We start from the raw sequence: 26,793 nt of genomic DNA on the forward strand, positions 1-26,793 counted from the left end.
ATTTCGTGCGGGAGACCCCGTTCCTCGCGGATTTCTTCCGCTCCGCGATCAACTGTACCCTGCTTTCTTTCGCGCTGAATACCGGCGCCTACACCACGGAAATTTTCTACGGCGCCATCCGTGACACCTCGAATGGCGAAGTTGAGGCCGGGCGCGCCTATGGCATGTCGCGCTTCACGCTCTACCGCCGCATCATCATCCCCTCAGCGCTGCGCCGCGCCTTGCCAATGTACAGCAACGAGGTGATCTTAATGTTGCACGCCACCACACTGGCCTTCACCGCCACAGTGCCCGATATCCTGAAAATCACCAACGACGCCTACATCGCCACCTATGCCCCGTTTGATGCGTTCGGCATCGCAGCGCTGCTGTATCTTTGCATATCCTTTACGTTGATCTTTCTCTTCCGGCGGGCGGAAAAGCGGTTTCTCGCACATCTCGGGCTCTGAATGAAAAAGACAACTGAAGGATTTCAGTTTGTTATGATTCTATTGGTTTACGAAAACTGATGGGCTCACGATGGACTGGACCGAAATACAACCAGCGCCATAAGTTCTAAATGCCGATTGGTCTCAATGTCCTGACCGACAAATAGTCTACATTATGACAGAGCCCTGAATTTTGGTAGGCTGGGATGGCAAAAGGGTGTGCGATTGCTGTCATATTGGATGATGGTGAGAAAGCTGCCCTGACGACGCTGGCCCAAAAGCATGGAGCGCTTCAGTCACTGGCGTTGCAGGCGCAACGTTTTTGTGAACCGCGCCGACTGCCAAGCAACGCCCGGCGGCGGTACGGCATTTGTTCGACTGGCTGGTGACGGGTCAAGTGGTACCGGTGAGTCCGGCCGCGTCGGTGCGCGCCCCCCGCCACATCGTGAAATCCGGAAAGAAACTGGTGCTGGAGCTGGATGAGGCCCGCATGCTATTCGACAGCATCGAAGTCTCGACACCAGCGGGACTGCATGACCGGGCATTGGTCGGGCTGATGGTGCGTTCGTTCGCACGGATCGGCGCGGCGCTGGCCATAACGGTTGAGGACGTGTTCGTGCAGCGGCGGCGGCTCTGGGGACGGCTATGGAAAAAAGGGGGCAAGCAGCATGAGATGCCATGCCACCATAATCTGGAAACCTATCTGCATGCCTATATAGACGGGGCCGGGCTGGCCTCGGACTCAAAATCCGCACTATTGGCCGGGGCGCTAGCCAACTCACGCGCCCCCTGCCCCAGGCTAATGCTTACGCCATAATCTGGCGGCGTGCTGCAGCGGCTGGGATTGCGACCAAGGTCGGCAACCACAGTTTTAAGGCCACGGGGATCACGGCGTATTTGAAGTACGGGGGACGTTGGAGAATGCCGCCGTCATGGCCAATCATGCCTGCACACGAACCACCCAGCTTTATGACAGGCGGCACGACGAAATCAGCCTCGACGAGGCCGAGCGGATCAAGGTATAAAGAATGGCGGCTGAATATACACCACAATGGCGTATATTGGGCGCTGTGGAAAAGCGAAAGCCGACCTACGACGCTTGAAGCGTTCAAGGCGGCCTTTGACGCGGGAGATAAGCTGAAAGCTACAGGTACCGCCCTACGTGGGGCGGCGGCATTGGAGTTTGGACGCTCCAAGATTGTTGCGATGCTCCAAAGCATGCAGCGATCATAGTTCTATAAGTCGATGACGGCCCACGCAGACCATCAGCAGTGGCAGGATGTTTACCATGTGCCCTCTGCGGCCGGTGAGCTCTACGTCAAGTTCACGGTGGATGTCGTGATCGAATTTTTGTTGTTGTCATTCAAGGAGAAAGTCTTTGACTAGCCCTGTTTGCCCCGAAACCGGGGCGCCGATGGACCGCGCGGTGCGCCCGATGACCATCGTCTATAAAGGGGGAGAGTCTGACGATTGATATGCCAGGCTGGTACTGTGATGCCTCTGACGACAGCATCCAAACGGGGGAAGACATGAAGGTGTCTGACCGGGCGTTGAACCTGCTTAAGGCCAGGGTGAAAGGACTGTTGGAGCCGGCTGACATCAAACGCATCCGCAAAAAGCTGCGGCTCACCCAGAAGGTAGCAGGGGAACTGATCGGTGGTGGACCGCGGGTTTTTCAGAAATATGAGACCGGCGATTTGCTGCCGAGGAGGGCCGTGAGCAGCGCCCTGCTGTTGCTCGATCGCGAACCCCCAGCTCTTGCGGCGCTGTCCTCCCGGAAAAAAAAGAAGATGGAAGACGCGCATCACGCCGCGGTGTGACAGATCAAGCCATTGGTCCCGGCGACTTATCGCGTAAATCCTGCAGACTGTTTGAAAACGTGTGGCCGTAATGAAAATGGTGAACTGTTTTCCATACCCCGGAGCCTTTCCCCTCGAGAATGCCGCTTTTCTATCGTCATATGAGATCTGTGCGCGGGTAGGCTCGCTAGGGCTCGGATTTATCTGCTTTGTTATGGTAACGAATTGGAGGTGGAGATGCCACGTCGCCGGATTGGACGGGAAGTATTGCCTTTTCCTGATAGCGGGCGTGGCAGAAACGAAAAAATCTCTAGAACCAGGAAACGAAGCTACGGACTACGACGAATGCGATGGTGTGGTCTTGCTAAAGCCTCGGTTCAGGTCCGTCTCACAGCCATCGCTTATAACCTCAAACGCACTCTTAACCTCGACACTCATCCGGCCTGATAGCCATCAAGGGTAGCCTCACGCTCATTTACAAAAAACAAAGAAAATTCTCAATCTTGTCCCCTAAATTCAGATCAAAACCCTACCCGCGCACAGGTCTCAGAAGTCGTGTCCCAGCTTGTAGCGCACTTGTGCATCATGCGTTGTTGGCAGGCGAAGTGCCAGCCTGGTCGTCGTAAGAGTGGGAATACGATATTCTGGTTCAAGTTGTACCATAGCTGCGCACACATCTTGTGATTTCTGCAATGGCACTCTTACTGAGACTAAGAACACGAGCGATTAAGCGGTGGCTACGTTCTTCGGCTACAAGCGCCAAGTGTCCCATTGCAATGCAAACCAATTTTCCGATAATATACGCCAGAACTGGCAAGCTGGATGGAGAAGTGAGCAAAGCTGAACCGCGCACCGTCTCGCTGCCAAAAGACGGATCAATCCGTGCAAGTGTCATCCGCCCGATCCTCAATTACTTCGCCCAAGAAAAGAGCGATTTGGCGCGGCTGCTCCGGCAAAGCGGGCTGTCCCCCCTGGTGGCGGAGGATCCTTACGCGCCGATACCACTGCCAGCCTATCTGACATTGTTCGAAGGCGCCGCAGCGATGACCGGCGACCCCTTGCTTGGCGCCAAGCTCGGCCACGCCATCCACCCGGCGGATCTTGGCCCGCTTGGCATGCTCGTGGCCCAGGCCGGCAGCGTGCGGCGCTGTATCAATGTCTTCACCCGCTTCACCAATGCGCTGCAAACCGCAACCGCCGTTTCGCTGCTGGATTCAGCCGAGACATTGCTGCTCGCTTACCGGATCGAGGGCGCGCCGCTATCCCTCCGGCGCCAGGATAATGAGTTCACTCTCGCCTGCATTTGCGGGCTGATCCGCAGCAGCTTCGATGCGCGCTGGCGGCCGCTGGAGGTTCACTTCGAACACGAGGCCAACGCCCAGGCGACGGCCCTGCAGCGCCTGTTCGGCGCGCCCATCCGCTTCTCGCAATCAGTCAGCCGGTTGCTGGTGAATGCCAGCGATGCCGATCTTATCCGCAAGTCCGAGGATACGGCGCTGGTCGAACTCATCGAAACGCATCTGCGTGATTTGCTCGCCCATACGGGCGAACCAGCGAACCTCTCCGAGCAGGTGCATACGCTCATCCGCTTGCAGATGAGCGTGCAGAGATCCAATCTCGAGACGCTGGCCGCCGGCCTTGGTATACCTCCGCGCAGCCTGCAGCGTAGGCTGGCGGCAGAGGGAACCTCTGTGCGCGCCTTGCTCCAACAATGCCGGATGCAAATGGCACAAACCATGTTGGCGGAAGGCCAGGTGAGTATCGAGCACGTGGCCAATGCGCTAGGCTATGCTGACGGCACAGCCTTCTGGCGTGCTTATAAAAGCTGGACTGGGCGTGCGCCCAGCCATCGACGGTACGCCTAGGGTCGGATTAGAACCGCTCCAGTCGGTAGGGCGTGGGGTCGAGCAACGGGGGCTCACCCATCACCATATCGGCGGCGAGTTGGCCGGCCGCAGGCGCGGTACCAAAGCCATGGCCAGAAAAGCCCGTGGCCAAGGTCAGGCCGGGCAACTGCCCCACCGGTCCGATAACCGGCAGGGAGTCCGGCGTGATATCCATCATCCCCGCCCAAACCTCGGCAATCCTGGCCTGTGCGAAGGCAGGCCAGGCGGCGGCGAGATTGCGCATTGCCTCTTCATTTATACCGGCATCTACTGACGGATCCATGGTACGCACCTGCTCGAAGGGCGAGACCACCCCTGGCCTCCAGCGCCGCGCCAACCGCAGATCTTGCCAAGAGGCGGCTCCCAGGCGCAGGCGCAGATGCTGGCGCTGGGTGCGCAGTACTGGCAGATAACGATGGCCGATCAGAAGGTGGTCCAGCAGCAGCGGCGCGGTGAGGGCGCCGCGCTGGGTAATGGTGTAACCGCCATCCAGCCGCTTGCGGAAAGAGAAGTCTGGAGCGCCGACGGCGATCTCGCCCGGCCCCTCCATGGGAGCAGTGCGGATGACGTGGCAGACCAAGGGCAAGGTGGGCAGCGCCACGCCATGGTTGCCCAGGAACCGGCGCGACCACAGCGCCCCAGCCAGTAGCACATGCTCGCAGCGTATCTCACCGCGCTCGGTCACCACCCCGCTCACCCGCCCGGCAGTGAATGCCAGCGTGCGGGCGGCGCATTGCTCTACTACGACCGCGCCTTTGGCGATGGCGGCGTTGGCGATGGCACTGGCTGCCAGCGTCGGCTCGGCGCGTCCGTCAGAGGGGGTGTAGATGCCCCCCGCCCATTGTCCCTGCCCCCCCGGCAGCATTTGCGCCAGCTCCGCCGAGCTCAGCATTCGGGAATCCAACTCCAGCGCGCGGACCTTGGTCAGCCAGTCCTCATGCATGGCCATTTCCACCTGGGCTCTGCAGATATACATGATACCAGCCTGTCGGTAACCGACATCGGTGCCCACACGCTGCGGCATTCCCGCCCATAGCGCATCCGCCGCCACAGACATCGGTACGTCCGGCACGGCACGGCCCATTTTGCGGATCCATCCGAGATTGCGCGAGGATTGCTCTCCAACCAGCCGCCCCTTCTCCAGCACCACCACGGATACCCCGCGCTCAGCTAAGCATAGGGCAGCGCTGAGACCGACGATACCGCCGCCGATCACCACCACGCGGGCGCTGGCCGGCAAACCGGCTTGTGTTTGCACAGGGCTGATCACGGGCGCCATAAGCTGCTCCTTTAAAGGGAAATGAGGCGTTGCTCGGTTTGCGCACCCGCCGCGTTGCGGTAAGCGGTAACCTCGATCTCCACCTTGTATGCCGTGCCGCCAAGCGGCGGGCAGGTGATGGTCGCCGCCGGGTCGATACCGCGATAGCGCGCGCCGACAATCTCCATCACCGCTGGAGTATCCGCTGGGTCCTGGATGAACACCCGCGAGACAACCACATCCGCTAGGCTCGCCCCCAACGCCGCCAGCGCTCCCTCGATATTAGCAAAGACCTGCTCGGCCTGTTCGCGCACGTCATCGGGGATCTGCCCGGTACGCGGGTTACGCCCGGCGGTATTGGAAACAAAGATCCATGGCCCCACGGCCACAGCGCGCGAATAGCTGCCCAGGGTCTCGAATTTATTGCCGGTCTTGATTTTGGTGATCTTGTCCATGATCCATATCCCTCAGCGCAGCACCGGCACGTCCCAGAGATTGAGCTTCACGCCAATCCCCTCGGCCAGCGCCCGTCGATAGATCACCGTGCCCCAGGCGACATCCTCCACCGGCATGCCGCCTACGGACATGATGATGATCTCCTCCGCGCCGCTCCGCCCCGGCGTAGCACCGGCGACGATAGCGCCCAGATCCTCAAGCTGCGCACGCTCCATTTTGCCCTCGGCCAACATGTCCATGAAGCGCACTCCAACCAGCGGGATAACGTTATGCGCCGGCTTGGGCACCTCATGGTACCAAGCTTCGTAGAGCCTGGTATTGTCCAGTACCTTGCGCACGCCGGCGGCTTCCATGCCGGCGTCCATGCTGCAGGCGGCAGGCATGGCCAGGAAGGCGCCGGGCTGGACCCAAGCGCGCTCAACGCGCGGATACTCAGCCGGGTTGCCGACAGACGTGGAAGTGCAGAAGGTCACCAGATCCGACCCGCGTACCACCTCCTCAATCGTCTCCACAATCTGCAGCGTGGTGATCTGCGGATAGGTCTCGCGGACCCACGCGGTAAAGCTCTCAATGCTCTTTCTCCCGCGCCCCTTCACCTTCACTGTATCGATCAGCGGACAGGCGGCGATGAAGGCGGCCAGCGTGGTTTTGGCCATCACCCCCGGCCCTAGAATGCCGACCACGCGAGAGTCCTTGCGCGCCAAATGCCGCGCCCCCACGCCCGGCACCGCGCCGGTGCGGTAGGCAGAGAGCAGGTTGGCGGACATGAAGGCCAACGGCGCACCAGTCTCGGCGTCGTTGAGGTTAAAGGTGAGGATGGAGCGCGGCAGTCCCTTCTCGCGGTTGGCGATGTTGGAGCCGTACCATTTCATTCCCGCCGTATGGAAACGCCCGCCCAAATAGGCCGGCATCGCCATCAGGCGGCGGTCGGCAGTCGGCTTGGGCATGTTGGGGAAGGGTGAGTTTTCCGGGAACACAACCATGGCGCCATGGGAATCATTGTTCGGTCCGGCCATCCGGTAATCGCCCTGGTGGAGCAGCACAAACATCTCCTCCATTGTATCTACGCAGGTCGGCATGTCGGTCACACCGGCACGGATCATGTCTGGTTCGGAAAGATAGAGGAAATCGATTTTCGTATCGAACACGGTGGTAGGCTCCAGCAACTTCACAAAGGCTGTTTTTTGGCAGAAGTCGCAGAAACCACCATTGTAGAACACACCATATTTCCGATAATTTACGCCAACAGTTCAAATGAAGAAAAAAACAGCAGGACGCTCTGACCCTTCATCACGCACCCAGGTCTTTTCGCGCTGCGATGACTGTAATGGCCACATCAGTCCGATTTTTCATCAAGCTTGTGAAGCAACTCGCCAAATTTCCTGAGGTCTACAACACTTGGCTCATCGAACGGCACCGATTCCAGCCGCCGGCCGTGGTCCGAGATTGTTATCCTGCCGTGGCTTCACTCGCCGCATACGTTTCAACCAAGTGTCTCAAGAAATCGGGTACGGTACAGATCACCCGGCGAACACCGGGTCATCAGCTGATCCGGAAGGTCTTTGTCGATGCTCATACGTGGTTCTCCTATTCAAGTAATTACCACGTCAGCGCGAAAAATTCCGGATATTCCAACGTCAAACGGAAAGCAAAAGCGATACCAGCATTACCTTTAACTGTGCTCCATGCCGAAGAATGGCGGGATCCATAGCATCGAAGGAAAATCTTTTAGAAATTGGCCACAGATCTGCCCGTTCAAACCCGTAAGCACGCTATCGAAAAGCTCAAGTTTTATGAAATGCGCAGGTAAATCAGGGTCTTTCATAAGATTCTCAAATCTGGTTCTAAAGCGGAGGAATCAATGCTTCGAACTGCGCAGCCTTTGACAAATGTCATCGTAATTTTCTGTATCATCAGTTGGCGCATATTCTTGATGCCAAAGCGGAACCACTCAGCCCCGGCAGCTGAGCCAACACTCGCTTTGGATAAGACAGAGACCGGTTTGCTGGACCGCCTTGTGCAGGAGAAAATCCAGCCTCAAAGAAAAACACTTCGGGAATACTTGACCAAAATTGCCTAACTCGGCTGTTACCTCGCGTGTGCAACCGATCCGCCTCCTGATAATACGGCCATGTGACGAGAGCTCCCGCGGCTGGCAGATATCAAACTCGGCGCAATGATCGGCATGCAATTTGTGGGTAATTGAAAGTCGATTGACACGACCTTTCTGAAGTTGGCTGGCGAACTAAACGCTACGAGATGGAACGCGAGATATTCGGTCAGCCTGCCGAAATCCGTCGGGCAGAGCGACAACAGCATACCTGTCTCAACGTCGAGGCGTTCACTATTTGCGCCGAGGCGCAGCCGCCCCGCATTCCCAGCAAGGATGATCTGGCGAAGAGGCACGATCAGGCCACCGTCGCATAGCACCGGGCATCAATCGCGCGGTTACTCCGTCCCAGCGGTGCAGCATGAACCGCGATCGCTCGCGCCTGCATCCTCGAGCGTGGCCTTCCAAGATGCTTTGAGCGTCTACTCCTATCGGTCCGTTCTCAAAGGTTCAGATCTTGCGCCATTTCTTCAAGTATCTGGAACTGAAGCACGTTGAACCGTTCCTCGGGCTGCCACAAGAGAGCCATGGACATCAGTGGGTCCTTGACATCGCTTGTTTCACCCGACAATGCCTCGATGACCGCATGTCCGCAAAACGGCACATAGGTCTCGGAATATCCGCCTTCGTGCACAATCACAAGCCTCCCCCCACACAACCTATCCGCCGCCTCCACCATGAAAGATGTCATGGCACGGAAGCTGTCGCTATGGAGGTTCATACGCGCAAGCGGGTCGACCGCAGAGGCATCAAGCCCGCTTGCAACCACGATCAGCTCAGGCTTGAAGGCGTCCAAAGCAGGCATGACGATGCGTTCAAAAGCGCGTAGGTACACCTTGTGTCCGCCGCCGGGCAGAAGCGGAATGTTTATGTTGGCGCCCATACCCTGGCCAGCGCCACGATCGCGAGTTCCCGAATATCCGGGCGGAAAGCACCGGTCCTGATGTAACGATATCGTTAGCGTATCGGGATCCTCGTAATAGATGTCTTGTGTTCCATTGCCATGGTGGACGTCCCAGTCGACGATAGCAATACGTTCAACACCGTGCTTGGCGCGTGCTGCCTGAACCGCGATCGGTATGTTGGCCAACAGGCAGAACCCCATCGGTGTATCCGGCAGACAATGATGTCCTGGCGGGCGGGACAGCGAAAAGGCATTCTGCATGGAGCCTACCAGGACTGCATCGATTGCTGCCTTGGCAAGACCGGCCGATAAAACGGCAATCTCGAAGCTTCCGATCCCGAAGGGCGCGCTGACACCGAGGTCGCCACCGATGGTGTCGCTCATGCCTTTAAACTTCTCGAGATAGCTCGCCGGATGGATCCTCTGAAGATCCTCAAGGCTGGCCGGCTCTGCTGATCGGATATCGAGCTTCGCCGCAAGTCCTGAAACGTGCAATAGCGAGAGAAACCGCCGTTTGGATTCGGGGGATTCCGCAAAGCCCACGGAGGAAGGCGGCTGAACCCAGCCCCTCACGGGCAGAACAAGAGACTGGACTCCGCCCGTGTGCCAAAACGTTCTTTCGTCCGTGAAAAAACCGCTCCTTTTCATAGTTAACACTCCTCGAACATCATGGCGCCCACTATTTCGATCCGGTCTTGGTCCTGGCGGGTCCGGAAACAGCATCTTTCCCCGCTATACAACACGGGTCGGTGAAATCTTGAGCGGCCGCGCGTTTTAATCCCGCATTAAACGCCATTGTTGGTTCCGCGGCCTCTATACTATTAGCAGCTCGCCACTTTCCCGAAGCAAGTCAACTCCCAGCTTGTGGCCATTTTGCCGAAAGGGGATATGGCAAGGGTAACCTCGCCATATCCTATATCGTGCAATTCACGAGGGGCAAATTTTACTAGAAAAGAACCCCCGCCTCCAAGGTCCCCACAAACTGACCACGCGCGGTACCAGAGCTGCCATAGCCGTACTTCACTCCACCGAATGAATTATGGAGTAGATAGAAATACCCTGCGTTAGCGCGCGCAAACACATCCTTATACTGCCAAGTTGGTGATACAGCGAGGCCAACCCCTTCTGACTTCGGGCCAACAAACCAAGCATCAGGACCAATACTATCCTCATACTCGACCCAGCCACCAATCGAGTACGGCGTGTTGGCAAAGCTGTAATCGCCAAAAAGGGCCAGTCCCAAATTAGATGAGAACTGGTTTAGACCAAGCTGGTGATCCTCCTTCGCATAAACATATTGAACTTCCGGCACTATATTCAGGTTGCCGGTGGTATAGCTATAATACGCACCGAACATTTGCGAGTTTGCAAAATATGGGCCGTATGTGCCAACGGTGGCATTACAGCTTGCTTTCCCATAGCCGCACACATTTCCGTAAGTCTTTGCATTGAGGCCGGTTCGACCAAGATTGCCGCCATAATAAACGCTCAAGACATTGGATGAATTGAACGTGTAGGTAACAAGCGCTTGCAGAAAATTGAACACTCCGGTGTTATAACCATCTCCAAACGAGATCGTCGCAGATGCGGGCCCGTGATTATATGCGAACTCCACGGCTGTGTTTTGGCTGTTTTCGACAGCCCATATGTCCGTGGTAAACTGGGAGGCGTTATACCAATCGATGCCAGCCTCATAGCCCTCAAGTGACGACATTTGTCCAGCGGAAATAGTAAACGGCATATCCGGCGGAGCAATCGTGACGTAACCAGCAAAAAGCGGTCCCGTGGAAAATTGATTGATCGAGGTTTGCGGCGGCTTACCTGTTCCCACCGGAATCGCCCCACCGTTGGAGCCCACCTCGATAGTAAACTGCAATATACCGCTGGTCTTTTGCAATTGAACGAGCGCATTGCCAACATTAAATCCGTTCAATGGCCCTTTTGGCACGTTATTCACGAGATAACCGTAGCCATCGACACCACCACTTAGGTTCAGCGAGCCAAGCGGACCACCATCGATTGACATTCCCTGAGGACCATTCATGGCCTTGGCGGAGTGCCCGGCCAATACAAATGCTCCAAATGCGGCAAACCATGTGAATCGATTTAACTTTTTTCTCACCGTATTACTCCCTTTTACTTATTTTCTTTACTCTGTCTCGCTTTGAGACTTGATCCGAAAGTGTTTGGATTATTCACGTCGCGCGCCAAAAGTGCCCCCCCTCCTTCTTCCTGTCCGGATGCACCACGTGGATTGAAGTCAGATTATATGCTTATATGAAACGATGACGCAGATACTGTCCGACGTCATTCATGACGCCCGAAAGATTCAGCTGACTACGTTTGCCTTCAGGCAGCGAGCGCCTGCTCCACAGTCTTGAGGTTCAGGCCAAGGGCCGCCCGCCCCAACGGCCGGGCGGGTAATGGCACCGTCCTGCACGTTCAAGCCATCGCGCAGACGCTTGTCGTCAGCCAAAGCCAGCTTCCACCCCTTATCCGCCAACGCTGCAATATAAGGCAGGGTGGCATCATTGAGGGCAAAGGTGGAGGTGCGAACCATGCCGCCCGGCAGCATACCGGGGCCGCATCCGGGACGATCTTGGCACCAGCGGCAACATAATCCTCGTTCGTCAGGCCGATATTCTTACCAGCATCATGCTGCACGAGTACTTCACGGCCTTTGCTGACCAACTCATGCACGGCGCCGGGTACCATGCCAACGCGGTCTTCATGATCCTTGCTTTCCTTGGCACACCAATACGCAATCTTTATATCCTCCGATTATAGCTGGATCCTCCTCGGCCAAAAATTTGCCACTATTTCGGTCGGCTTACAAATCCTTCTCATTGCGTACGAACGCGACGCGCAGGGCATTGACGAGTTTTGCGACCTCCTCCTCGTTAATGACAAGCGGCGGCGACAGGATGATCGTCGAGCCGGCAGGCCGCACGATGGCTCCTTCTTCTCGGGCGTAGTAGGCCACACGCTCGGCGATACCGTTGGCTGGATCGAGCGGCGTGCGCTTTGCCTTGTCGGAAACCAAATCGATGCCGACCATCAACCCCTTGCCCCGCACCTCGCCAACGATCGAAGACGATGCCTCAAGTGGCTTCAGCCCCTCGAGAAGCGTCTTTCCCTGTTTCGCAGCGTTACCAGGCAAATCTTCGCGTTCCACGATGTCGAGCGCCGCGAGCGCTGCTGCGCAACCCAAGGCATGGCCCGTTGCAGTATAGCCATGCATGATGAACCCTGTTGGATTGACCTCTTTGTACCAAGCGGATGCGACGCGTTTGTTGAAAACGGTAGCACCCATCGGCACATAGCCAGCAGAGATTCCTTTCGCAAGACACATGATATCGGGTTTCACGCCCCACCCGCGAGCACCGAACATAGCGCCGGAGCGACCAAAGCCGGTTACGACCTCATCCGAAATAAGCAACACGCCATATTTGTCGCAGACCTCACGGACCTTGGGCCAAAATGAAGCAGGAGGAACAATAACACCGCCAGCTCCTTGCACCGGCTCTGCGATGAAAGCCGCAACAGTGTTTGGGCCCTGATGATAGATTTCACGATCGAGAAGTGTGGCGATCATATCAGCCAGCTTTTCCGGGTCTTCCGTGTAGGGGTTACGGTACGTCCAGGGCGTATCGATTTGCGTACAGCCGGGTAGAAGCGGTTCATAAGAACTACGGTAATACGACGAACCATTCACTGAAAGGCCGCCAAAGTGTACGCCATGATAGCCGTTCTTGAGCGAGATGAATTTGAAACGGCCGGGTTCACCAACAAGATGCCAATATTGGCGGGCGAATTTCAGCGCCGTCTCAACAGCGTCTGATCCGTTAGCGGAGAACAACACCTTGTCGGCATCTTCTTCAGCGGCCATAGCGCACAGCTTGGCTGACAGTTCGATCGAAGGCGCAGTCGTGGTACCGGCAAAAGACGAATAGTAAGCAATCTTGTCCAACTGCGCGATGATCGCTTCCTTCACCTCGCGCCGATTATGACCGACGTTGACGTTCCACAGCCCACCGAACCCATCAACATAACGCTTGCCATCGAGATCAGTGACATAGCAACCGTCTCCTGAGACAATGATCTGTGGTGGATTCGCTTGCGAGAGCAACGGGTGAATCATCGGATGAAACTGATGGCGCCCATTGTGTTCGCGCAGGAAATTGGATTTGAATTCAGTCATATCACTTTTCCTATATATTTTGATCGAAGCCGTCACAGTCACTCAAAAACACGGCCCAAACCCTCGTACTTCTCAGGCCGGCTTGATTTCAGCCAATAGGCCAAGCCAATTCCAGCCAACCCGACCACAAGGACGTCCCAGGGGAAGCTACGTACAATTAGACTGTTGCTACCCGAAAGCAGAGTAAGATTAGAGGAAACCAGCCAAATGAAACCAGCCAAACCGATGAATGCTATAATAGGCAGGATCAAAGTCACAAGCATGCTATGTTCATGTTCGTGCTCACGACGGAAATACATCACCACGGCCACGCAAACCATGCACTGAACCGCAAGAATACCAATAACTCCGAGAGAAGACATCCACGGGAACACCACGGCATAGGGATCAACACGCCCTAAAACAAAGGCGACAATAATGCCTGCAGCAATCAAAACTTGTGCCAATCCTGCCACATGAGGAGAGCCATGGTCTTTATGCACCCGCGCCATGATATCCCAAGTGACCCCCTCACGAGCCAGAGCAAAGACATAGCGGTTAAGCGTATTATGCAACGAGAGAATGCAGGCAAACAGCGAGATAATGAGTAGAGTATTCATCACTGTTACGGCCCACGAACCCAATATTTGTTTGGCGGCATCGAAGTATAACGTCTGGAGAGCACCATTCGCTACATGCTGAATCTGCGACGGACCGTAATATTGCTCAATCGCCCATGTGGAGAATGCGTAAAAAGCCGTGATCAGGAGGACAGCAACGTAAGTTGCCATTGGAATGGTACGATCTGGATTGCGTGCCTCCTCGCCAAAAATTGCTGTTGCCTCAAAACCAACATAAGAGCCTACAACAAACACCAGAGCGATACCAACACCATGCGAAAATACTGCGGGAATTGAAAATGCCGTTACAGTTAGTCCCTGTGGACCACCACCCTTTATAACGATCCCAACATCGAGCAGGAAAAGGATAACGATCTCGGCGAGCATGCATACGCCCAGCAGTTTACCCGAGAAAGAGATATTACGCCGCCCGGCGAAAAATGAGATGGTCAGCGCCGCAAGTGCATAAACCCACCAAGGAATATTGACACCCACCCCTACGAGTGCGCCCGAAAGAAACACGCCGAACAACGCCAATATTGCAACCTGAATGGAAGTATATGTAAGCATCGCTATAAAAGCGCCGCCCACTCCAAAGGGCCTCCCTATACCCTGTGCGATATAAGTGTAAAATGCACCCGCCCCCCCTACGTGCCTTCCCATCGCAGTAAAGCCGGCCGCAAAAATGACATACATCAGCCCAGTGAGCACGAACGTACCAGGCACTCCGGCGCCATTACCAAAGGCAAAAGCTGGAGGCGTAGCGCCAACGACGGCAGTGAGCGGCGCCGCAGCAGCAACAACAAAGAAGACGATATGAGCTAGCCCAACAGAATTTGCGGCCAATCGCTTATCCTTAGGGACTTGCGCGGTGACGTCCAAAGTCATGCGATTCCTCCTGATTGATTTTTTGTTTACTGAAACCTGAAGAAATATCTCACGTAATCCTTGCTGAGAGGTATTGCTAATTGTGCCAAACATTCGATAGAATACGACACAAGCCAAATAATTATATAAAATGGATTCGTCTTAATGACCAAGCGCGAGCATATCGACAGGATGCCGAAGGCCGCCATGATCCGTGCATCTGTATTGACGCCTTTACGTCAGCATATCTTGGAAAACGGAATATGCTATGAGAATTTTCTACTGCAGCGCGGCATGCATGCCGAAGACTTTATCGATCCCTATGCAGTGCTACCGTTGGCGCGTTATATCGCGCTGTTCGAAGATGCTGCACAAGCACTGGACGATCCGTCCTTGGGACTTCGGATCGGCATGCGCCTCCAGCCCGCAGATATAGGACCAATGGGCGCGCTCTTCTCTCTTTCTGCGACTTTGCAGGCGGCGTTCGAACGGCTATCAGTATGCGTTAGGTCCTTACAAGGGGCGACATTATCGGCCATGATGCCCTTGGACCATGATTTCGTTTGGAGCTATAGAATTACGGCTCCCAATCTTTGGCCGCGGCGTCAGGAAACTGAGTACACACTTGCAGCGTGCTGTCAGCTCGTGCGCGCTTGTTTCGCAGCCAACTGGCGCCCATTGGAAGTACATTTCGAGCACCCGAATGAGGGCGACACCACATTGCTTCAGAAGATTTTCCGCGCCCCCATTCATTTCAATCAGTCAGGCAACAGACTGATCGTCGATGGTACTGAGGCACGGCATAGTTTCCGAATCGAAGATACTGGGTTGACGCGGATTCTTGAGCGCCACGTTGCAGACTTGTCCAGCAACAGTATTGGAGACGGAACACTAGGAGAACAAGTACAGGCACTTATCGAATTGCATGTCGGGGAGCAGCAAGTGACTTTGGAGACAGTCGCACATGAACTTGCGCTGAACCCAAGAACTCTGCAGCGCCGACTGAGTGCTGAAGGACTATCATTCCGAATCATGCTCCAGAGCTATCTCAACGCCCTAGCACGAGAGCGACTGTCAAACGGAAGCGCCCGGATGTCGGATGTAGCCCAAACTCTGGGCTACGCAGATGGAACTGTATTATGGCGCGCCTATAAGCGTTGGGAAGGTAAGGCACCTAGCAAATATAAGCGGCGTTAAAAATATACGTTGTAAAAATATTCAGAACCCTGAACCTGTTTACTGAAACGCTCGAGGCTTCCTGGCCTTCATAGTAGTCATCGTGGCTGTAGTACAGCCGAACGGCTCGCCATTTACTTACGGCAACATGTTCAACTTACGCATGATGTGACTTGCCCGATTTCAATTTTTAGCAAGGACGAAATCGAACGGCGCGCGCCAAAGAGTAGGGCCTTCGCAGATAGGCTCGAAGGGCGCGATCAACGTCTCCTTTACGCCAAAAACGGCGTCGGACTCGATATAAGGATCGTTACCCACGAAGATATGCGTCACCAACTTTTGGTAACCATCGGCCGTAACGAGGTAGTGCATGTGTGCAGGGCGGTACGGATGGCGGCCAAGATGGCCTAGCATCTGCCCAACAGGCCCATCATTTGGAATCGGGTAGGAGACCGGTATGATGCCAGTAAATCGATAAACGCCATTTGCGCCGGTGACGAATACGCCACGATTATTCCATTTGGGTTGAATGTCGGGCTGCTGCACATCGTAAAACCCCTCGGCATTGTCCGACCAAACATCCACGAAGGCGCCTTGGATAGGATTGCCATCGAGATCAATAACTCTCCCCTCGAAAAGGCAGCTTTCCCCTCTTCCATCAAGGTTTATATTATCACCCATCTGTCGAACCGGGGCGCCAGCGACATGGAACGGGCCGAAGACGGTGTTCTCCGTCGCACCCTGAGGACGACAGTTATTGATGGCATCAACCAACATGGAGAAGCCAAGCGTATCGGAGAGGAGAATGAACTCCTGCCGCTCCGCGCTGCAAATCTGTCCTGTCTTAGTTAGAAAATCAATGCCATATTCCCACTCTTCCTGGGTCAGGCGCGTTTTTTTGGCGAAGGCATGTAAGTGCTTGATTAGGCAGATCATCACCTCGGCCAGCCGAGGGTTGACGTCCTTGCTCATGCGGCCAATGACGGCCTCGGCCGAGCTTTCTTCGCTAAAATAGCTTATCATATTTGTTCACTCTGTTCTCTTACTTTTGCGCTCTATTGCGGACGGATACCAGCCCATGCGTTTTGCAACAGCATGCGGATAGCACTCCGCTCGATGGGGCGAGGATTCCAATAGGGATTTTGAACGGCAAGATCGGTGGCCTGTTCGAGATCGGTCTCGGTCAGTCCGAAATCTTTCAGCGCCGATGGAGCACCAATCGAAACCGCGAAATCATAAAGCCCGCCCCCAGCGGAGCTACCGAAAAGTTCGACCACGGGCGCCAGCTCTTCCGCCGACGCTTTGGCATTATAGGCTACCGAATGTGGCAAGATAACTGCGTGAGTTTCGGCATGCGGCAGGTCGAAGCTACCCCCTAGCGTATGGCAAAGTTTGTGGTGCAAAGCCATTCCAACCGTACCAAGGACTGTGCCGCAGAGCCACGAGCCATAAAGAGCGCAAGAGCGCGCGTCAATGTCAGTTGGTGACTCAACGATACGCGGCAATGCAATTTTGAGCGCCCTGATACCCTCGATCGCCTGGAGCGAAGAGATGGGATTGCGGTCCTGCGCATAAAGCGCTTCGACCGCATGTGCCATCGCATTCAGACCGCTGACAACGCTCATCGCTATGGGTAGGCCAATCGTCAATTCCGGGTCGTAAATCACCGTCTCCGGCAGGATGCGCCGGTCACGCTTCGTGGTCTTCAACCCATCTTCGGTCTCACCAAGAATTGGTGTCACCTCCGATCCGGCATAAGTCGTAGCCACCACGACCTGCGGCACATCATTGCGCCAGGCAATCGCTTTGCCTAAGCCGATCGTTGAACCACCACCGAAGGATACCACGCAATCGGCATCGCAATTTATAAATGCAGCAAGCGCGTCCTTCGTAACGCCAACCGGCGTATGCATCACCGCGCCGGCAAATATGCCTGCCGCCGCCATACCAATCTGCTCGGCAAGTCGCGCGGCTTCAATCTTCTGAAATGGCGTTGCCAAAATCAACGCCCGTTTGCGACCAAGCCGGGCTATTTCGTCTGCAACGTGTGTGACCGCCCCTCTACCGAAGACGATACGGCTTGGATTTACGTCATAACAAAAAGAGCGGATCATACTGTCTTCCAACAACACTCTTGCAATCTGGACTCTCTAAGACTTCGCTTAACTATAGGCGACGCAGACTGCTTTCGTTTCAAGAAAGTTCTCGACTGCGCCTGTCCCATGTTCACGGCCGATCCCGGACTGCTTATATCCGCCAAACGGCATATTTTGGTCAGGTAGGTTATGACAATTCACCCACACAGTACCGGCTTGCAGGCGCGGGACATAGCGCATCACTTTATTGATATCGCGTGTCCAAAGAGAAGCGCTAAGGCCATAGCGCGTGTCGTTCGCCATCCGAATCGCATCCTCCGGATCTGTAAAAGGAGTGATCGTCGCGACGGGACCAAAGATCTCCTCCTGCATAATCGCCATGTCCTGCCGAACGTTGGTAAATAATTCTGGCGCGACATAAAATCCACGCCCCAGGTCCGCCTGCGAATTTCCAAGCAGAGGCGTTGCTCCTTGCTCTATGCCGCTCGCAATGCAGCCGCGCACATGCGCCTGGTGACGCGCTGAAACAACGGGATTGATCTGGTTCGCAGGATCAAGTCCAGAACCGATGCTGAGGCTCCGTGTGATATTTGCAATTATTTCAATAGCCCTGTCGTAAATGCCTGATTGCACATAGAAACGAGCACCGGCACAACATGTTTGGCCTGAGTTGAAAAAGCTGCCAATTGCGGTGGTGACACCGAGGAGGTCAAGGTCCATGTCATCGAATAGGATCATCGGCGCTTTCCCACCGAGTTCCAGCGTCACACGCTTCATGTCTCTCATCGCCTGCAGGCCGATCAGCTTCCCGGTCTCCGTGGACCCCGTGAAGGTGATCTTGTTCACGCCGGGATGCGCGACGAGCGGCGCCCCGGTCTTTTCGCCCAAACCAGTGACGACATTAACTACCCCGTCCGGGAAACCTGCCTCACGGCACAACTCGGCCAGACGCAGTGAGGTCAGTGGGGTCTCTTCCGCCGGTTTGAGAACGACCGTGCAACCAGCGGCGAGCGCGGGAGCGAGCTTCCATGCGGCCATGCAAAGCGGGAAGTTCCATGGCGTGATCGCAGCGACGACACCCACCGGCTCCTTTCGCGAGAAAGCCTGGTAGCTAGTGCCCGGCGGAATTGGAATCGAAACATCGAATGTCGAGCCCTCGATTTTCGTGGCCATCCCGGCCATATAGCGAAAATATTCAGCGGAAGAATTGGCCTCGATAAGGCGAGACAACATAATCGATTTGCCGTTGTTGAGCGTTTCGAGCTGGGCTAACTCCTCACCATTTTCTTCGATAAGATCGGCGAGTTTCAAGATCAGCCGCTGGCGCGCCGCTGGCAGCAGACGCGACCAGGGCCCCTCCAGCGCGGCGCGGGCGGCACACACAGCCTTGTCTATGTCGACAGCCGAACCTGCGGGAACACGCGCCAGCATCTCGCCTGTAGCCGGGTTGAATATTTCATAATTATCCCCGTCTTCGGCTTCCACGCTTTGGCCGCCAATTAGCATTTTCGGGGCACTAAGAAAGCGGATGACCGCGTCATTCACGGTTTCAACGCGTGTATCAGGTGCTGCGATTCTCATAGGATCCCCCAATTTTTAGTGGCGCGGTTTGACGCCCAGCATATTGATTGTCTATTTCACGTTCTTTTTACTGTTAATGTCAACCTAATTTCTTCAGGTCAATACAGGCTATCCTTTCATAAAACATAGACTTGCCAAAGCGGCTTTGCCTGTTGGAAAAAGGGGCATAAAATTTTGAGACTCTTAACGCTACCCTCGACAGCTACAAGCCGAAAGCCCGCCATGCCACCTAGAAGTACGACTCTCGCAACCATATCGAAAGAACTCCTTTCCACGCCAGTCAGATACATGAAGCGCAACTGGCCTTTCTACTGGATTTCCCAGGTCAATGGCCGCTACGTCCAGGTGCTGGAGAGGCGTTTGAAGCCAATTGGACTGGATATGCCTCGCTGGCGGGTGCTAATGTCACTATATGAGGACGGCTATCTCAGTGTCTCCGAAATTGCCGAATTCAGCGTCCTAAAACTGAATACGACCACCAAAATCGTGCAACGCATGATTGCCGATGGCCTGGTTACAACCCGCCAGGGTGTTGCCGATGGCCGCGTAACCGAAGTAACGCTGACCAAGGCTGGCGAGAAGCTCCGGCACCATGCTTTGGCTGAAGCAGAGAAAATCCTAACCAGCAGCTTCGTTAACATCACACCGGAGGAGTTGACGACACTGAACACCTTACTTGAAAAAGTATTCATTCAGCTCGCCGGTGCCTAACCCGGCGGCGGCAGCCGGTGATAGGTCCTTCCAAACCAAACAAGGCCGTCGTCCGCATTGCCGTTTAACGTCACATCTACCTCGCAGATAAATACTGAATGGGTACCGCGGTTCAAGCGATCGACAATCCGACAGTCAAAGGCGGCGAGTGCATTTGCCAGCACCGGGGCGCCTGTTATGGCGTGCTCCCAAGTACCATACGCAAAACGATCGTCCTCACTAAACCGCGCAAATCGGCCGGACAGCTCCTCGTGCTCTCCAGTGAGTACATTGACACATAGCACGCCGTTCTCGACGAACATGTCATGCGACTTAGTACGTTGATTGACGCAAACCAGCAGCGTCGGCGGGCTATCGGTAACTGAGCAGACTGCGGTCGCGGTCATACCATGTCGCCCCGCCTGGCCATCTGTCGTAATAAGATTCACGGCTGCGCCAAGGCGGCTCATTCCTTCCCTGAATGCAGCTTGAGCCGGGATAACTTCAGACATCGAGCACCAGCCTCGCGCCGATGGCGCGTGAGCAGCAGGTGCATATGTCCTCGTTGGTCTCCCGTTCCTCATCCGTGAGGAATTTATCACGGTGATCGGGAATACCCTGCAGCACAGAGGTAAGGCAGGTGCCACACACCCCTTCCTCGCACTTCACTGGAATTTTTACACCAACCCGTGCCAACGCCCTAGCGATGGTGTCCTTCGGGCCGACAGTAACGGTCACACCGGACTCACGCGCCTCGACCTCAAAACTGTCGCCCGAGCTGTCAATCTTCGCTGAAAAATACTCGCGGTGAATGGTAGCCGGCGGGTAGCCGCACGCCTCAGCGCAGGAAATAACCCAATCCATGAAACCCGATGGGCCGCAGACATAGATATGCGTCGCTCCATCAGGGGGCGGCAAATCGCGCGCGAGATCGAGACGCTGCTCTTGCGGACCATCATCATGATGGAGCCGTACATGCCTGCTGAAGGGAGCGGTCTCAAGATCGGCACGGAAAGCCGTACCAGCCGCAGTGCGCGTGCAATAATGCAAGGTAAACTCCGAGCCCAAGGCGTGCAGCCTCTTTGCCATGGACAGCATGGGCGTGATGCCGATTCCACCACCAAACAGCAAGGTGTGCTCGGCTGTCTCATCCAGCGGGAAATGGTTCCGCGGTCCTTCGGCCGTGAGCATCGTCCCGACGCGTACGCGTTCATGCAGGGCTATGGACCCGCCCCTGCTTGACGGGTCTTTTAGGATACCGATTTCATATTGCTCGGTGTCGGCAGGGTCGCTACAAAGCGAGTATTGCCGCCAAACGGCGGATTCTTCCCCTGGAACCTGAACATCGATATGGGCGCCAGCTGCGAATTGCGGCAACGGCATACCATCTGCCGAAGCCAAGCGTAGGCGCATGATATTGCCCGCGTCGTCCTGGCGATCACGCACCATGAGAACAATCCCCCTAGCGTCTGCGTTCATCTCATTCCTCATCGCATATAAATCCCGCCATTCACGTCCCAGCATGCCCCAGTGACAAAGCCAGCTGAGGGCGCGGCGAGCATCACCACCAGGGAAGCTACAAAATCGGGATCCCCGAGATGCCCGACAGGTATGTTGGCCAGCGTGGCCGCCAGTTTGTCCCCTGTAAGAACGGAGCGCACCATGGGGGTATCCATGGGACCCGGCGCGATGGCGTTCACGGTAACCCCAAACGGGGCCAAGTCACGAGCAAAGACCTTGGTTAACGTAAGGATTGCGCCCTTGGACGCTGCATAATGCGCCCCCGTCGCCGTTCCGCCATTCTGCCCTGCAAGTGAAGCAAGGTTGATGATCCTTCCATAGCCGCGCGCTTTGAAATGCCGACCGAAAATCTGGCTACCTGCAAAGGTACCGCCAGCATTCACTGCCATGATGGCGTTGAAATCCTCCGGCGTGATTTCAAGCACTGGTTGCACAGCGGTGCGCGCGGCGTTATTCACCAGCACCTCAGCTGAGCCCCAACGGCTGATGATTCTATCCAGAACATGCTGGAAATGCTCCGGCTTGGAGACATCCAGCGTAGCGGTTACAGCCGTTTCGCCAGAAAGATCAAGCTCGGCCGCCAACGCCTCTGCTGCGGAACTATCAATGTCGCCGACCACGACGCGGAAACCAGCCTTGTGCAATGCCCTCGCCGCCGCCGCGCCAAAACCTCCGCCGCCGCCAGTTATGACGGCTGTTTGAATCTGATCAGGTGCCGGCATCATCAGAACAAATAGCTGATCGAGGTGAGAATCCCATCGGAATTCAACAGCCGGACAATCTTATCCCGGATGAGAAACCCATCCCCCGCGCGCGAAAGAACGTAAGTGACATTTGCCGCGAAAAGCCGTTGGCGGCCAAACTTGTCCTCGACTAAATGCTGCGCGCAGCGCACCTGCACCTCTCGATCGTCCTCTGCAGAGATCACAAAACGCGATAAAGTGCGAACAGTCTGCGCCGGCGGCGCAGACGAGATAGAGAAACCCGCCTTGAAGCGATCGATGCGCATGCGCCGCATCGCTGCATTATCGTAGGCGAGGTTCAGAACATTCTGATAGTCCTCAATATCACCGATGGGCAGAATATAATGCCCGTCCTGCGTCCAGAGCGTCAGCCAAGCATCATAATCCTTCCGGTCCAGTAGATCGGCCTCGACCCAGATGAATTGCGTCACGCGCTGCAACAGGGCTGTCTGTTCCAAGCTTGTCAACTTACTCATGCGCTCATCATCCTCTTCCACATCTTGTAGGCAGCACGCATTCCTGTTTCGGCGCTCACATGTCCGCGCGGACCGTCAGTTCCCTGCTCATCGCCCCCCCGGTTGACCAGAATCTCCTGTTGTTCCAGCCCCGCTGCGCCACGCTGGACACGCTCCCAGACTTCCGAATCATCCGGACTACCGAACCCCAGCGGGCCCTGGAAATGCTCATGCAGCCTCAGCCGCATGCGATTGGCAGCAGCCGGGCCACCCTTCATACCGATCGCAATATGGCGAATCGCTGTCTCGTTCACGCGTACCGGACGCAAAACCCGGAAAAACGCCATCGAACAGGCGACATTTGGAAATAGATTCAGATTGAAGCCACTCCCGCCAACGGCACGCACAATGCGACGCACTTGGTCCTCGCCATGTTCCTTGCGTAACTCCTCGGCCAATTGTTGAAACCTCTCAGGGATTGGCGCGTCGAGATTCGCTTCCAGATCAACTAATTCGGGGATCATTACCATCACTGAGTGACCGTTACCAAGGTCTTCGACAAATCCCGCGCCATCCATAAAGGTAAAGGTCTTCTCCGCCTCCTTATCGAGCGATTGCAAGAAGGATTTATGCACGATCGGGAAATGATAGGCATCCGTTGTATTTTCTAGCTGGATTTTCCAGTTACCAGGGAAGCTGAATTGATGCTCACCTAACGTAGTGACGGGATATCCCCCACCTTGCTTCATGAACAGATCAATCCACTTCTTCGCAGGCCCTAAAAAGTCGTCCAGTGGCTCGGCTGCCTCGTTGAATGTGGCGAAGATCATGCCTCGGTAACTTTCAGACCTAAGCGACTTCATCCCGTACTTCGATTTGTCAAAATCCTCGCCATACTCTTCAGGCTGGGGCAAAGCGCGCAAACTCCCATCCAGCGCGTATCCCCAACCGTGATAGGGGCATTGGAAAGAGGAGGTTTTCCCCTGCTTCACTTCGCATACGGTCGCAGCGCGATGGCGACAGCGATTCGCCAATACGTTGATGTCGCCCTTGCGGTCGCGCACAACGATGACCGACTGAGGACCAACCCAGGAGAGCTTGAATGAACCTTTTTCCGGGACCTCCGAATCGTGAGCAACCCACACCCAGGTCCGGGCAAAAATCTTTTCCATCTCTTCGTTGAAAATTGATTGATCTTCGTACATCGTCGACTTGATGCGGTCGCCAGAGAACAAAGTCTCCGGCGCGATTGGATGAGGATAATCAAGCATGTGAGGAAACTCCTTGCGCCGCCAATGCAGCGGATGGCTTGGTGACTCTTACAGATTCGGGATTTCCAGAGCGCGGCCCATGCGCGCCTCAATCCGCATATAACGCCACAGCCTGTGCTCGCCGACTTCAATGGTCCGGAAGAGGTTACAGGCGGCCTTTACGGTTTCCCTATCGGGACAGTCAGCCAGCAGGTAACATGTGAACGGGAAACCTGCAGGAGAGGTTCCCACCATCGTTTCGTCGTCGTCCAGCGTGCCTAGAACCGTAACGCCGGGAAGCTTGGAAACATTCGACATGAAGCTGGCGAAACCCGTCCATACCTTGCCGATTTCTTCAAAGGGCAAATCGAAGAAATTCTGAAGGACAGCAACACAAAATAATGTCCGGATGGGTTTGACGTTTGTCATTTTTAACTCCTAATTCATAAGCTGGCTGTGCTGTGATTAAGGGTATCCTGGAGGCGTCGGCTGCTGGAACAATCCCGCACCAGCGAACGTCCAAGTACCAGTGCCAAGGAATGCGTGCTGCGCCACTGCGGCGGCATCAATCATACAGCGGTTCAGCACATGGCCTCGGCGAAGCGCATCGGTTCCACCAAGTTCGAAAGCCGTACGGGCCGCTGCTGCCCCGCTATGCGCCGCCCGCGTCGCCGCCAAGCGAAGCTTGACATTCATCTCTGCCTGCACCTTACCACCATGCAGCACCTGCTCCCAAGCAGCTTCCATCGTGTCGTAAAAATAGGCCCGCGCGGCGGAAAGCTCAGCCTCGGCCTGCGCAAATCCCGCTTGCAGGTAAGGTCTTGTCCCTCCCGCTGGCGCACCAGTGATGGAGCTTTTAGAAGCAGTTTGGCCTTGTATATAATCCAACGCCTCACGCGCCGTCCCAAGCCCTACGACCGCCAGCACTTGTGCCGCCAGGGCCATGGCAGGATACCTGAATATGGGTTCGGAGCGTAGCGATGGTCCCCCACGCACAAAGGTCATCGCATGCGGCACCAGAACGTCTTCCACAACAACATCGTGACTACCCGTTGCGCCCAACCCGATTGCATCCCATGTAGGGTCGATCCTTACTTGGTGGGGGCGCATAATGGCCATACGCGGAAGCCCCCCCGTTTGATCGTCTCCTTTAGTGCCAACACCAATGATGTCTGCCCCCATGCACCCAGAGCAGTATGGCCAGCGGCCGGACACAATGAAGCCTTCCGGCGCCTCTCGAGCCACTTGCGGAGGAAACAATGACCCAGCAAACGTAAGATCCGGGTCCGCGCCATAGAGAGCTTCGAAAGTCTCGCGCGGAAGCGCTCCAAGGTAAACAGCGCTAACGCCAAAACTTGCAACCCATCCGGTCGAGGCATCTGCCTTGGCAATACGTTCGATCAAACGGCAAAATTCAGCGGGCGACATCTCATCACCACCAAGAGCTTTAGGCACAAAAGCGCGATAAACGCCGACTTTCTTGAGGGATTTTACCATATCCCGAGGAATGTGGCCGAGCCCTCCAAACTCTCCGCGGCGCGCACGAATCTCCGCCTCTACAGCCTCAAGCTCAGAATCCGCAGAATGCGCGGGCGCAAACATCTGGTTCATTCTCACAAAACCTCTCAATAAAACTCTGGAACATTTCCTGCCACCCGTTCCGCCACGGCAGATAGCTGAGCATCTTCCCCTTTGCAGCAGACAGGCTGTATTTCAGCGGACAGATTAATATTCGTGCACAAAAGAATAGCCAGAGACTGAAAACCACTCAGACCGGAGGGGCGAATCAGTCATAACAGCGGGAAAACTCCTCGCGGATCCCCTGCCTGTACCAGCCGCGGCAGAACAACCAGCAACGCCTGCATCACGATCACATCGGCATCGAACGGCGCCATATTGCGCCCGATCGTTGACGGTCATGGACAACCGCTTTTCTCCCCTCATAAAATGCGGACAAAAAGACTTTAGGCTTCTTTCCACACCTCATTATACATGATTATTACCGTATTTTTCGAGCCTGTCAAGCGCTTTCCGCTATACGGTATGTTTCACGTGAAAATGCATTGACGCATGGGTGCTTCGGAAATAACAATATCGCGACTTGGTGATTAAGTAAGTGATTGCCGGTGAGCGATGATAGCAATCACAGACAAATATACCGCAAAGCTGCCTTTTACGGGGAAACTGATATAATGAACGAACCGAATTCAACAAGATATGCCGCTCTTGAACGGCGCATCCAAGTTCTTGAAGCCGAAGCCGATATTCGACGTCTGCAAGCTCGGTATATGTTTCTATGTGACACGCCTTGCCCGGAATATGGGGTACGTGATGACTCGCATCGGATAGAGTTGATCCTTGAGCTATATTCAGAAGATGCCATTTGGGAAGGCGTCGGCAGTTATTACGACAATCAGTTTGGCCGTGCCGAGGGCAAGAGTGCAATCCGCCGTCATTTCCAGAATTTCTGGGGCGAAAAGCGCGACCCTGCCCTTCTTCTTAACGCACATTATTTGACAAGCGAACAAATCCACATAAATGGTGATGAAGCGGATGGGCAGTGGATTCATATTCAGCCATGGATTTTCGCCGATGGAAAATCGCTCGTGCGATCAAGCCGTCTGAACAACGCTTTCCGCCGAGTTGAAGGTGCTTGGAAAATTACCCGCACACGGACGGAAAATGTATTCGTTGCACCGCTTACAGCGGGCTGGGCGGAGTCATTTCCCAATCATTCAGTCTTGATGAAACCATAAATCCGACTTGGATCTGT

The 26,793-nt window shown here is 55.3% G+C and carries 28 protein-coding genes and 1 pseudogene; 10 read left to right on the forward strand and 19 right to left on the reverse strand.

All coding sequences use genetic code 11. The features are described from left to right. From BUB54_RS15760 to BUB54_RS15785, 5 genes are all read left to right on the forward strand, one after another. Positions 1 to 449: ABC transporter permease subunit (locus tag BUB54_RS15760; protein WP_139284951.1), on the forward strand; the 449-nt coding region annotated here is incomplete at its 5' end. Between the two features lie 385 nt (positions 450 to 834). Continuing rightward, positions 835 to 1,245 carry a tyrosine-type recombinase/integrase gene (locus BUB54_RS21235; RefSeq protein WP_217652522.1) on the forward strand — a complete coding sequence of 137 codons (411 nt, stop codon included), beginning with the start codon at positions 835 to 837 and terminating at the stop codon, positions 1,243 to 1,245. A 428-nt stretch (positions 1,246 to 1,673) separates the two neighbouring features. After that, a complete protein-coding gene (locus tag BUB54_RS22165) occupies positions 1,674 to 1,814 on the forward strand; it encodes a type II toxin-antitoxin system MqsR family toxin (protein ID WP_199444759.1) in 141 nt (46 codons plus the stop codon). A gap of 89 nt (positions 1,815 to 1,903) precedes the next feature. Then, positions 1,904 to 2,248 (forward strand): type II toxin-antitoxin system MqsA family antitoxin, encoded by a 345-nt coding sequence (locus BUB54_RS15775; protein ID WP_199444760.1) that lies wholly within the window; start codon positions 1,904 to 1,906, stop codon positions 2,246 to 2,248. Between the two features lie 809 nt (positions 2,249 to 3,057). Next, a complete protein-coding gene (locus tag BUB54_RS15785) occupies positions 3,058 to 4,092 on the forward strand; it encodes an AraC family transcriptional regulator (RefSeq protein ID WP_048880390.1) in 1,035 nt (344 codons plus the stop codon). Positions 4,093 to 4,099: 7 nt separating this feature from the next. On the opposite strand, the gene BUB54_RS15790 is transcribed toward BUB54_RS15785, so the two are convergent. The 3 genes from BUB54_RS15790 to BUB54_RS15800 are packed head-to-tail and all read right to left on the reverse strand — an operon-like array spanning position 4,100 to position 6,975. Next, positions 4,100 to 5,392, reverse strand: a complete 1,293-nt coding sequence (locus BUB54_RS15790; protein ID WP_048880385.1) for an NAD(P)/FAD-dependent oxidoreductase — start codon at positions 5,390 to 5,392, stop codon at positions 4,100 to 4,102. Between the two features lie 11 nt (positions 5,393 to 5,403). Beyond that, positions 5,404 to 5,826, reverse strand: coding sequence for a Rid family hydrolase (locus BUB54_RS15795; protein ID WP_048880386.1), 423 nt, complete (start codon positions 5,824 to 5,826; stop codon positions 5,404 to 5,406). Positions 5,827 to 5,838: 12 nt separating this feature from the next. Continuing rightward, positions 5,839 to 6,975 carry a tyramine oxidase subunit B gene (locus BUB54_RS15800; protein ID WP_241869473.1) on the reverse strand — a complete coding sequence of 379 codons (1,137 nt, stop codon included), beginning with the start codon at positions 6,973 to 6,975 and terminating at the stop codon, positions 5,839 to 5,841. A 179-nt stretch (positions 6,976 to 7,154) separates the two neighbouring features. Between BUB54_RS15800 and BUB54_RS20435 the strand changes: the two genes are divergently transcribed. Next, positions 7,155 to 7,538 (forward strand): hypothetical protein, encoded by a 384-nt coding sequence (locus BUB54_RS20435; RefSeq protein WP_139284952.1) that lies wholly within the window; start codon positions 7,155 to 7,157, stop codon positions 7,536 to 7,538. 548 nt (positions 7,539 to 8,086) lie between these two features. After that, positions 8,087 to 8,254: a hypothetical protein gene (locus BUB54_RS20960; RefSeq protein ID WP_175556531.1), complete on the forward strand. Its 168-nt coding sequence runs from the start codon at positions 8,087 to 8,089 to the stop codon at positions 8,252 to 8,254. A gap of 125 nt (positions 8,255 to 8,379) precedes the next feature. Here the strand turns inward: BUB54_RS20960 and BUB54_RS15810 are convergent, their stop codons facing one another. The 6 genes and pseudogenes from BUB54_RS15810 to BUB54_RS15835 all read right to left on the reverse strand — a co-directional run bounded on the left by BUB54_RS15810 (position 8,380) and on the right by BUB54_RS15835 (position 14,529). Beyond that, a complete protein-coding gene (locus BUB54_RS15810) occupies positions 8,380 to 9,489 on the reverse strand; it encodes a class II histone deacetylase (protein ID WP_048880387.1) in 1,110 nt (369 codons plus the stop codon). A 298-nt stretch (positions 9,490 to 9,787) separates the two neighbouring features. Then, positions 9,788 to 10,963, reverse strand: coding sequence for a porin family protein (locus tag BUB54_RS15815; protein ID WP_048880388.1), 1,176 nt, complete (start codon positions 10,961 to 10,963; stop codon positions 9,788 to 9,790). Positions 10,964 to 11,170: 207 nt separating this feature from the next. Further along, positions 11,171 to 11,401, reverse strand: a complete 231-nt coding sequence (locus BUB54_RS15820) for a hypothetical protein (RefSeq protein WP_244890797.1) — start codon at positions 11,399 to 11,401, stop codon at positions 11,171 to 11,173. Between the two features lie 68 nt (positions 11,402 to 11,469). Beyond that, positions 11,470 to 11,556: pseudogene (locus BUB54_RS21945) on the reverse strand (hypothetical protein); the annotation flags it as partial. A gap of 115 nt (positions 11,557 to 11,671) precedes the next feature. Then, positions 11,672 to 13,042, reverse strand: coding sequence for an aminotransferase class III-fold pyridoxal phosphate-dependent enzyme (locus BUB54_RS15830; protein WP_048880019.1), 1,371 nt, complete (start codon positions 13,040 to 13,042; stop codon positions 11,672 to 11,674). 38 nt (positions 13,043 to 13,080) lie between these two features. Next, entirely contained in the window at positions 13,081 to 14,529 is a 1,449-nt protein-coding gene (locus tag BUB54_RS15835) for an APC family permease (protein WP_048880020.1), read from the reverse strand. A 144-nt stretch (positions 14,530 to 14,673) separates the two neighbouring features. Between BUB54_RS15835 and BUB54_RS15840 the strand changes: the two genes are divergently transcribed. After that, positions 14,674 to 15,705 carry an AraC family transcriptional regulator gene (locus BUB54_RS15840; RefSeq protein WP_073211931.1) on the forward strand — a complete coding sequence of 344 codons (1,032 nt, stop codon included), beginning with the start codon at positions 14,674 to 14,676 and terminating at the stop codon, positions 15,703 to 15,705. Positions 15,706 to 15,867: 162 nt separating this feature from the next. On the opposite strand, the gene BUB54_RS15845 is transcribed toward BUB54_RS15840, so the two are convergent. The 3 genes from BUB54_RS15845 to BUB54_RS15855 all read right to left on the reverse strand — a co-directional run bounded on the left by BUB54_RS15845 (position 15,868) and on the right by BUB54_RS15855 (position 19,325). Then, on the reverse strand, positions 15,868 to 16,656 hold the full coding sequence (locus BUB54_RS15845) for a dioxygenase family protein (RefSeq protein WP_241869448.1): 789 nt from the start codon (positions 16,654 to 16,656) through the stop codon (positions 15,868 to 15,870). 83 nt (positions 16,657 to 16,739) lie between these two features. Beyond that, positions 16,740 to 17,798, reverse strand: a complete 1,059-nt coding sequence (locus BUB54_RS15850; protein ID WP_048880022.1) for a maleylacetate reductase — start codon at positions 17,796 to 17,798, stop codon at positions 16,740 to 16,742. 48 nt (positions 17,799 to 17,846) lie between these two features. Continuing rightward, complete coding sequence (locus BUB54_RS15855; protein ID WP_244890798.1) at positions 17,847 to 19,325, reverse strand: aldehyde dehydrogenase family protein; 1,479 nt, start codon at positions 19,323 to 19,325, stop codon at positions 17,847 to 17,849. 324 nt (positions 19,326 to 19,649) lie between these two features. Between BUB54_RS15855 and BUB54_RS15860 the strand changes: the two genes are divergently transcribed. Continuing rightward, complete coding sequence (locus tag BUB54_RS15860) at positions 19,650 to 20,072, forward strand: MarR family winged helix-turn-helix transcriptional regulator (protein WP_048880024.1); 423 nt, start codon at positions 19,650 to 19,652, stop codon at positions 20,070 to 20,072. Here the strand turns inward: BUB54_RS15860 and BUB54_RS15865 are convergent. From BUB54_RS15865 to BUB54_RS15895, 7 genes are read right to left on the reverse strand one after another with little or no spacing between them, the layout of a single operon-like run. Further along, positions 20,069 to 20,563: a flavin reductase gene (locus tag BUB54_RS15865; protein WP_048880025.1), complete on the reverse strand. Its 495-nt coding sequence runs from the start codon at positions 20,561 to 20,563 to the stop codon at positions 20,069 to 20,071. The genes BUB54_RS15860 and BUB54_RS15865 overlap by 4 nt on opposite strands. After that, entirely contained in the window at positions 20,556 to 21,530 is a 975-nt protein-coding gene (locus tag BUB54_RS15870) for a PDR/VanB family oxidoreductase (RefSeq protein ID WP_048880038.1), read from the reverse strand. The genes BUB54_RS15865 and BUB54_RS15870 overlap by 8 nt, the downstream gene beginning before the upstream one ends. 8 nt (positions 21,531 to 21,538) lie before the next feature. Then, complete coding sequence (locus tag BUB54_RS15875) at positions 21,539 to 22,297, reverse strand: SDR family NAD(P)-dependent oxidoreductase (RefSeq protein ID WP_241869450.1); 759 nt, start codon at positions 22,295 to 22,297, stop codon at positions 21,539 to 21,541. Continuing rightward, on the reverse strand, positions 22,297 to 22,791 hold the full coding sequence (locus tag BUB54_RS15880; RefSeq protein ID WP_048880026.1) for an aromatic-ring-hydroxylating dioxygenase subunit beta: 495 nt from the start codon (positions 22,789 to 22,791) through the stop codon (positions 22,297 to 22,299). Before BUB54_RS15880 ends, BUB54_RS15875 begins: the two co-directional genes overlap by 1 nt. Continuing rightward, positions 22,788 to 24,041: an aromatic ring-hydroxylating oxygenase subunit alpha gene (locus tag BUB54_RS15885; RefSeq protein ID WP_048880027.1), complete on the reverse strand. Its 1,254-nt coding sequence runs from the start codon at positions 24,039 to 24,041 to the stop codon at positions 22,788 to 22,790. The genes BUB54_RS15880 and BUB54_RS15885 overlap by 4 nt, the downstream gene beginning before the upstream one ends. 48 nt (positions 24,042 to 24,089) lie before the next feature. Next, the gene (locus BUB54_RS15890; RefSeq protein WP_048880028.1) at positions 24,090 to 24,449 is read right to left on the reverse strand and encodes a hypothetical protein; all 360 of its coding nucleotides are present in this window, start codon (positions 24,447 to 24,449) and stop codon (positions 24,090 to 24,092) included. A 36-nt stretch (positions 24,450 to 24,485) separates the two neighbouring features. Further along, the gene (locus BUB54_RS15895; protein ID WP_048880029.1) at positions 24,486 to 25,631 is read right to left on the reverse strand and encodes an acyl-CoA dehydrogenase family protein; all 1,146 of its coding nucleotides are present in this window, start codon (positions 25,629 to 25,631) and stop codon (positions 24,486 to 24,488) included. Positions 25,632 to 26,212: 581 nt separating this feature from the next. Here BUB54_RS15895 and BUB54_RS15900 point away from each other — a divergent pair. Next, positions 26,213 to 26,776 carry a nuclear transport factor 2 family protein gene (locus BUB54_RS15900; RefSeq protein ID WP_048880030.1) on the forward strand — a complete coding sequence of 188 codons (564 nt, stop codon included), beginning with the start codon at positions 26,213 to 26,215 and terminating at the stop codon, positions 26,774 to 26,776. Positions 26,777 to 26,793 lie beyond the last annotated feature (17 nt).

It is taken from the genome of Acidocella aminolytica 101 = DSM 11237 (genome assembly GCF_900129125.1).
GTDB classification, from domain to species: Bacteria; Pseudomonadota; Alphaproteobacteria; order Acetobacterales; family Acetobacteraceae; genus Acidocella; species Acidocella aminolytica.